General features: G+C 36.5%; 6 protein-coding genes. 1 reads left to right on the plus strand and 5 read right to left on the minus strand.

Annotated features, from left to right (window positions below; genetic code table 11):
* Positions 1–31: 31 nt before the first annotated feature.
* The 4 genes from Q1553_RS03860 to Q1553_RS03875 all read right to left on the minus strand — a co-directional run bounded on the left by Q1553_RS03860 (position 32) and on the right by Q1553_RS03875 (position 4,519).
* Positions 32–1,315, minus strand: a complete 1,284-nt coding sequence (locus Q1553_RS03860) for a citrate synthase (RefSeq protein ID WP_115550650.1) — start codon at positions 1,313–1,315, stop codon at positions 32–34.
* A 114-nt stretch (positions 1,316–1,429) separates the two neighbouring features.
* Positions 1,430–1,993, minus strand: coding sequence for a LolA-like outer membrane lipoprotein chaperone (gene lolA, locus Q1553_RS03865; protein WP_300842767.1), 564 nt, complete (start codon positions 1,991–1,993; stop codon positions 1,430–1,432).
* 10 nt (positions 1,994–2,003) lie between these two features.
* Complete coding sequence (locus Q1553_RS03870) at positions 2,004–2,486, minus strand: YqhA family protein (RefSeq protein WP_115550919.1); 483 nt, start codon at positions 2,484–2,486, stop codon at positions 2,004–2,006.
* A gap of 35 nt (positions 2,487–2,521) precedes the next feature.
* Complete coding sequence (locus Q1553_RS03875) at positions 2,522–4,519, minus strand: nitrate- and nitrite sensing domain-containing protein (protein ID WP_297570302.1); 1,998 nt, start codon at positions 4,517–4,519, stop codon at positions 2,522–2,524.
* Positions 4,520–4,717: 198 nt separating this feature from the next.
* Between Q1553_RS03875 and Q1553_RS03880 the strand changes: the two genes are divergently transcribed.
* The gene (locus tag Q1553_RS03880) at positions 4,718–5,482 is read left to right on the plus strand and encodes a M48 family metalloprotease (protein ID WP_297570304.1); all 765 of its coding nucleotides are present in this window, start codon (positions 4,718–4,720) and stop codon (positions 5,480–5,482) included.
* A gap of 128 nt (positions 5,483–5,610) precedes the next feature.
* Here Q1553_RS03880 and Q1553_RS03885 read toward each other — a convergent pair.
* Positions 5,611–6,327, minus strand: a 717-nt coding sequence (locus Q1553_RS03885) for a M20/M25/M40 family metallo-hydrolase (RefSeq protein ID WP_300842768.1), incomplete at its 5' end; no start/stop codon positions are given.

A 6,327-nucleotide genomic window follows, 5' to 3' on the forward strand; every position in this document is an offset into this window, starting at 1 on the left:
CAACAAAAAATAAAACAACCCTTACCGAATCCTACTTACCTAGATAAACTTGTCTTGGACGCGTGATTCTAGCGTGTGGATTTTTAATGTGTTCCATCACTTGCGCACACCAACCCGGCATTCTACCAATCACAAACATTGGAGTAAAAAGCTGCACAGGAATCTTTAATGCAGTCAAAATGATTCCACTATAAAAATCTACATTGGGATAAAGATTTCTTTCTTTGAAATAATCGTCATTCAAAGCGACTTCTTCTAGTTTCTCCGCAATTTCGCTTAAACGCGCATTCATTGTAATACCTTTTTTGTTTAACTCATCTTTTAAAGCCTTAATAGCTTTTGCGCGAGGGTCATAGCTCTTATAAACACGATGTCCAAACCCCATTAATCTAAAGGAATCACTTTTATCCTTTGCTTTTGCGACAAACTTATCTACATTTTTTACATCGCCAATTTGCTCTAACTGCACCAAAACTTTCTCATTTGCTCCACCGTGTGCAGGTCCCCAAAGTGCATTGATTCCAGCAGAAATTGCCGCATAAGGATGCACGCCTGTGGAAGCGACATTGCGCACTGTTGTTGTAGAAGCATTTTGTCCGTGGTCTGCGTGGAGGGTAAAGATTTTATCCAACGCCTCTACCTCAAGTGCGGAGATTTCTTCCTCTCCTTTCAGAGTATATTTAAGTCTTCCTCCAGGATACGCACGCAACATATAGAGGAAATTCTCTACATAGCTACGACTTACATCGGGATAAATCAAAGGTGCGCCAATAGAATTACGATAGGAAAAAGCAACCAAAGTCGTAATTTTTGCGATGATTCTACGTGCCATTGTTTGATAATCTTCCTCGTCGTCCATTTCCTTGTGGTCAAAATGGAAAGTAGAAAGTGCTGCAACAGCAGAACTTAAGTTTGCCATAGGGTGTCCTCCATCAGGAAATGCGCTAAAGATATTAATCAAACCCTCGTGCAAAAAAGCTCTATGACGCAACTCTAAATCAAATTCTTTGGATTCTTGTTCATTCTTTGGAGCTTCTCCTGTGATAAGCAATTTTGCCACATCTGTAAATTTATATTTTTCAACAATCTCTTCAACTGGGATTCCTTTGTAAAGTAATTGCCCATTTTTACCATCTATATAGCTAATTGTGGATTCACAACCTGCGGTTGAACCATACCCGGGGTCGTAAGAAAAAATATTCGCACGTTCGAATAATTTGCTAAAATCTACTGCCTTAGGACCGCGCGTGCAGTTAATAAGGTCAAAATCAAACTTTTCACCTGTTTCATTGTTGATTAATGTAATCGTTCCCATACATACTCCTTAAAAAAAATCAAATTCTATCTATTTTAACGAACTTTTTTAAAAAAGTGTAAAAAAAATTTAAATTTTTGCAAAAATTTTAAAATTTGCTATTTTTTTACACATTTAATTATAAATAATATCTATTTCACTCTTTGGTTGAAAGTCAAAAATATGAGATTCTATTGTGGAATTGACTTTGATATTCTCAAATAAAATTTCAATTTTATTGTTTAAAGAATCCTTGAAACTAATTTGTTTTGGGATTTCATTCTCCAAATATAAATCATATTTTTGCTTCAAAATCACTGCCTCGTAGTGATTTTCTGTAATTTTTTGCGCATTTTGCAGTAAATAAAGCAAATTCATATTTTCTTGTAGTCGCGTAAAAATTGCTTGTTTTAACTTCGGCTCATAGATAATCATTGTTCCCTCTTGGATAAAAATCTCTTTAGGAATCGGGCTAGTATAACTCCACCGCACACTTGCAGGTGCAAGTGCTTGGATTTTGCCTTTATAGACAATTTGATTTTGTGCATTCTCTTCAAAGGAATACAAAGTTTGTGTAAAATCCGCGCTAAAAGATTGGATTTCTTTCAAGGATTGCGCATTTGCAAAAGTTGCGAAAAACAGCATTGCGATTCCGCTTTTAAATAGAATCTCAAGGTAAAATTGAAACAATTTATACATTAAATGCCTTTTAATGCTTAGAGTCTTTGTGCAGAAAATACAATCCCACAGCAAGTGCCAAAATAGAAATCGCAAAAAACAGCATATCTTGCGTATTTTTCATTCCCATATTCAGCACTTTAGAGAAAAATGCTACAATCAAAGCCATTACGATGACTTTTGCGAGCTTATCTTTTAATTGGTCTAGGGTATGAATCTCTAGCACTTTGGAATTATTTTCATCTTTAATTTGAATCTTTGCGATAAACAATTCATAAAGCCCAAAGGAAAAAATCAACAGCACCACTGCAATCAAATACAAATCCACTGCCATAATAATTACATTTAGCAAAAGATGATGAATATCCGCGTCTGCCCCCAATGAACCAATATAATACAAATAGGTTTGCTTTGCGACTTTGAGTATATCTACACTCGCAACGATAAACAATAAAATAGAACCAACAAGAGATAAAATGACGGCTAAAATAATAAAAAGCCGCGCATTCCACATTAATTTTTCAAAAATATCTTTCAAGCAAATCCTTTTTAGAACCTAAATTCATTAATTTTATTCTCCATTTCTACCGCTCGGCTTTCTAACTCATTAGAAACTGATGAGATTCTATTCATCTCACTTGCGATTCCTTGAAGATTTTGATTAAGCGTTTTATTGTTTTCTAAAAGCATTTCAGTATCCTTACTTAGCACTGAAGAGCTGTCAATCGTTTCTTGCGCTAGAGTGCTGATAATTTTGATTTTTTCTACCACAGAGGAAATTGTTTCTTGAATACTTTGTGATTCTTCTACAATATGATAAAAGCTTTTTGCATTTTGTGTAATTTGACTACTTACTCCGCTGATAGACTGCACGATTGTATTGATAATTGCGTCAATCTCGTTAAGAGACTTTTGCGTCCTTTCTGCAAGTTGTCGCACTTCATCAGCCACCACAGCGAATCCTCTGCCGTGTTCTCCCGCACGCGCCGCTTCAATCGCAGCATTCAAAGCCAAAAGATTCGTTTGCGAGGCAATATCATCAATCGCGCCTAAGATTCCTTTAATATTTTGCGCTTCTTTGTCTAGCAAAGAAACATTATGCACCAAATCTTCTTGCATTTGTGCGTCTTGTGAGATGTTTTGGGTGAAATTCGCAATCGTATGGGACGCATTGTCTAATTCCTCTTTTGCCGCAAGCACATCGTGCATTGTCGCATTGGTTTTTTGGATATTATCCTCTAGCTTTTTCCCTACTTCTTTACCAGTTATTTCCGTCTGATTGGACAACTCAAACCCCTCTTGTGTGCGTCCTGAAACTTCTTTAGCACTATCAAGCAAATTCTTGGAAGTTTGCAAATTTTCTTTGCTTTGTGGAGCTAATTGTAAGAAAATTTGCCGAATTGCCTCAAGAAAATCATTCATTGCTTGTTGGATTACGCCTATTTCATCGGAACTTTTTGTAACCACAAATTTTTTACTGATGTCTTTTGTATTCTTTAATTCAACTAGATATTTTCGCATTAAACGAATCCTAAAGGTAATACTATGCGCAATCAAATAACCTACTACCAAAGTAAGGATTACTACAACACTTGCAATACTAAGCATAAACCAAAAGCTAAAAAAATTTGCTTTTTCAATCTTTGTAATTTGTTCCATTAAGCCTTTTGCTAATCTATCTTCAACATTTTTTAGTAGATTGATTTTCTGTGTAATAGTGCCAAACCAATAAGTTGCTTTAACCCCAAATCCCCCATCTATAAAATGTTCCATTGCAATTTTACGCATTCTTTCCACTTCAGAAAAACTCTTATCTTCAGTTATTTTAAGATAATACTGATAATCTCCGCTACTTGCATAACGTTTAAAATCTCCTAAGAAAATATTTTGCGCAATCGTTAAAGCGATAAAACGATTATAAATACCTGCTGCAAACTTATCCGCTCCAAAGGTATTAGAAAGCACGGCGCGTTCTTGTCCTGCATTTTCTTTTGCATTCAAAAAATTCACATAGGCGACGAGATTCCTTGTGATTTGGTCATTTGTGCTAATATTGATAATTTCCACAATGGATTGAATATTAGAAGCAATCGTGCCTGTGTAATAACCCAAAATATCTCCCACTTTAACATTTAAGGAATCCACTCCCTGCCGAATCCCATTGATTTGCCCCATTCTATCAAGAGAAATTTTTAAAGAATCTTGAATATTTTTTGGATAAGTTTGCAAATTAAACTCCTGCAAAAAATCGTGCAATTCTTTGATTTTTTCGTCGCTTAATTTTCGTTGATTTTGTAGAGTCTCTTTGAAGTCTTGACCTTTTGAACCCAAAAATCCAGCCGAAGTTCCGCGCTCTTTTTGCAATTCGTGAATCACGAGAGAAATCTTAGTTGCTAATGTTACACCATGCTTTAGCAACGCAGATTCCTGTGCAATCCGATAACGTTCGCTGACTAAAACAAGCGAAAAGGCAATTAGGGTAATCAGAGGAATTAACATCAAGCAAATTAATTTAACCCCAACTTTTAGATTATTTAAAATAAACATTATTTCTCCTTATTTTGCAGACTTGGCATTCAAATTCCGCCTTTTAATCATTTGATTTCAAGAGTAATTCTACAATTTTTTCTCAAAAATAAATCCGATTTAAATCAAATTCAATCAAATATTAAGTCTTTATTTAATTTTAGCAGAATTTTTATACAATATATTTCAATATTTCACAAATTGCACTAAGGAGAATTTATGAGAAAACATTTATTGTGCAGTTTCATTGCTTTGATAGCTTGTATGTCTTTTAGTGCCTGCTCTTCTACTGCTCTTACAAATCGTTCGCAATTAATGCTTTTGAATAGCCAAGAAGAAATCGCATTAGGAGAACAAAGCGCAAAACAAGTTTTACAACAATCCAAAGTCAGCAATAACCAAAAACAAGCACAAATGATTCAGCGCGTTGGACAAAGAATCGCAGATGTCGCGGAGCGTCCGGATTTTGTTTGGGAATTTTATCTTTTAGAGGACGAGCAAGTTAATGCCTTTTGTTTGCCTGGGGGTAAGGTGTTTGTTTATACAGGATTAATGCCCCTTGTTGCAAGTGATGATGAACTTGCTGTCGTATTATCTCACGAGATTGCCCACACGATTCTGCGACACGGAGCAGAACGAATGAGTATGCAGACGCTTCAACAAATCGGAGGGGGATTATTAGGGATTATCATAGGTTCTGCAGCACCTGGATATAGCAATCTTTTCAATCAAGCTTACAGCATAGGAAGCAATGTAGGCGTAATGTTGCCCTTTAGTCGTTCTCACGAGCTAGAAGCGGATAAAGCGGGTATTCTTTTAATGCAAAAAGCCGGTTACAATCCCAAAGCCGCTATTAGCTTTTGGCAGAAAATGTCAAAAAATGGCGAGAAAAACCCTTCTGACTTCCTCTCTACTCACCCAAACGATTCCAAGCGAATCGCAGAAATTGAAAAATTGCTTGCACAGCAAGAGCAAAAGAAATAACTCACCTGCGTCCTTGCGGGTAAGTTTTGCATTTGCTACTGCGTCTTTTACAGACGAGATTTTATATGATTATGGCTTACTTTGTCATTTACTACGTTCATTTCTCGCAAAGGCACATTTATATTGTTTTAGAGATTCCATTGTGCTAACAAAGTCAAAAAAGCATTTTGGAGCGATTCTACCTCACTCAAACGCACACGCTCGTTAATGGAATGAATGCTATCGTTGCACACGCCACATTCCACTACGCTCACTCCATATTCCGCAAAATACCGCGCATCACTTGTGCCACCACTTGTGCTAAACTTCGGAGCAAAGCCGTTTTTGGATTCTAAAACCTTTGCGATTCTTTGCACAATGCGGCTTTGTTTGTTTGTCAAAAAAGGCTTAGAACTTTGATTTAATTCCAAAGAATGCGGAATCTTGGAGAGTAAGTTTTCTAAATATTGGCGCAAATCCTCTAAACTTGTCTGCGTAGAATTGCGCACATTAAACATTATTTTTAAGTCATTAGGCGTAACATTCACGACTTCCAACCCCCCGCGAATATCCGTAATCACAAGCTTACTTGGCTCAAACTCCGCACTTCCTTTGTCTAGCTCATATCCTGCGATTTGTGAAAGGTAGGGCGCAATCAGCTCCACAGGATTCACGCATTTTTTAGGATACGCCACATGCCCTTGTTTGCCAAATACTCTTAAGATTCCATTGATAGAGCCACGTCTTCCGACTTTTATCATATCGCCAAATTTTTCCACACTCGTAGGCTCTGCCACAATAGCAAAATGAGGCAAAAAATCTCTTTCTTTCAAGCATTCCAAAGTATATTTTGTCCCAAAAATCGC

The organism is Helicobacter sp. UBA3407 (assembly GCF_949747025.1).
Lineage (GTDB): Bacteria > Campylobacterota > Campylobacteria > Campylobacterales > Helicobacteraceae > Helicobacter_D > Helicobacter_D ganmani.

What these genes read in the sequence shown, in the direction of transcription:
- lolA (WP_300842767.1), bottom strand. Translation starts at nt 1,993, where the DNA reads ATGTATAAATTGTTTCAATTTTACCTTGAGATTCTATTTAAAAGCGGA.
- Q1553_RS03870 (WP_115550919.1), bottom strand. Translation starts at nt 2,486, where the DNA reads ATGTGGAATGCGCGGCTTTTTATTATTTTAGCCGTCATTTTATCTCTT.
- Q1553_RS03875 (WP_297570302.1), bottom strand. Translation starts at nt 4,519, where the DNA reads ATGTTTATTTTAAATAATCTAAAAGTTGGGGTTAAATTAATTTGCTTG.
- Q1553_RS03880 (WP_297570304.1), top strand. Translation starts at nt 4,718, where the DNA reads ATGAGAAAACATTTATTGTGCAGTTTCATTGCTTTGATAGCTTGTATG.
- Q1553_RS03860 (WP_115550650.1), bottom strand. Translation starts at nt 1,315, where the DNA reads ATGGGAACGATTACATTAATCAACAATGAAACAGGTGAAAAGTTTGAT.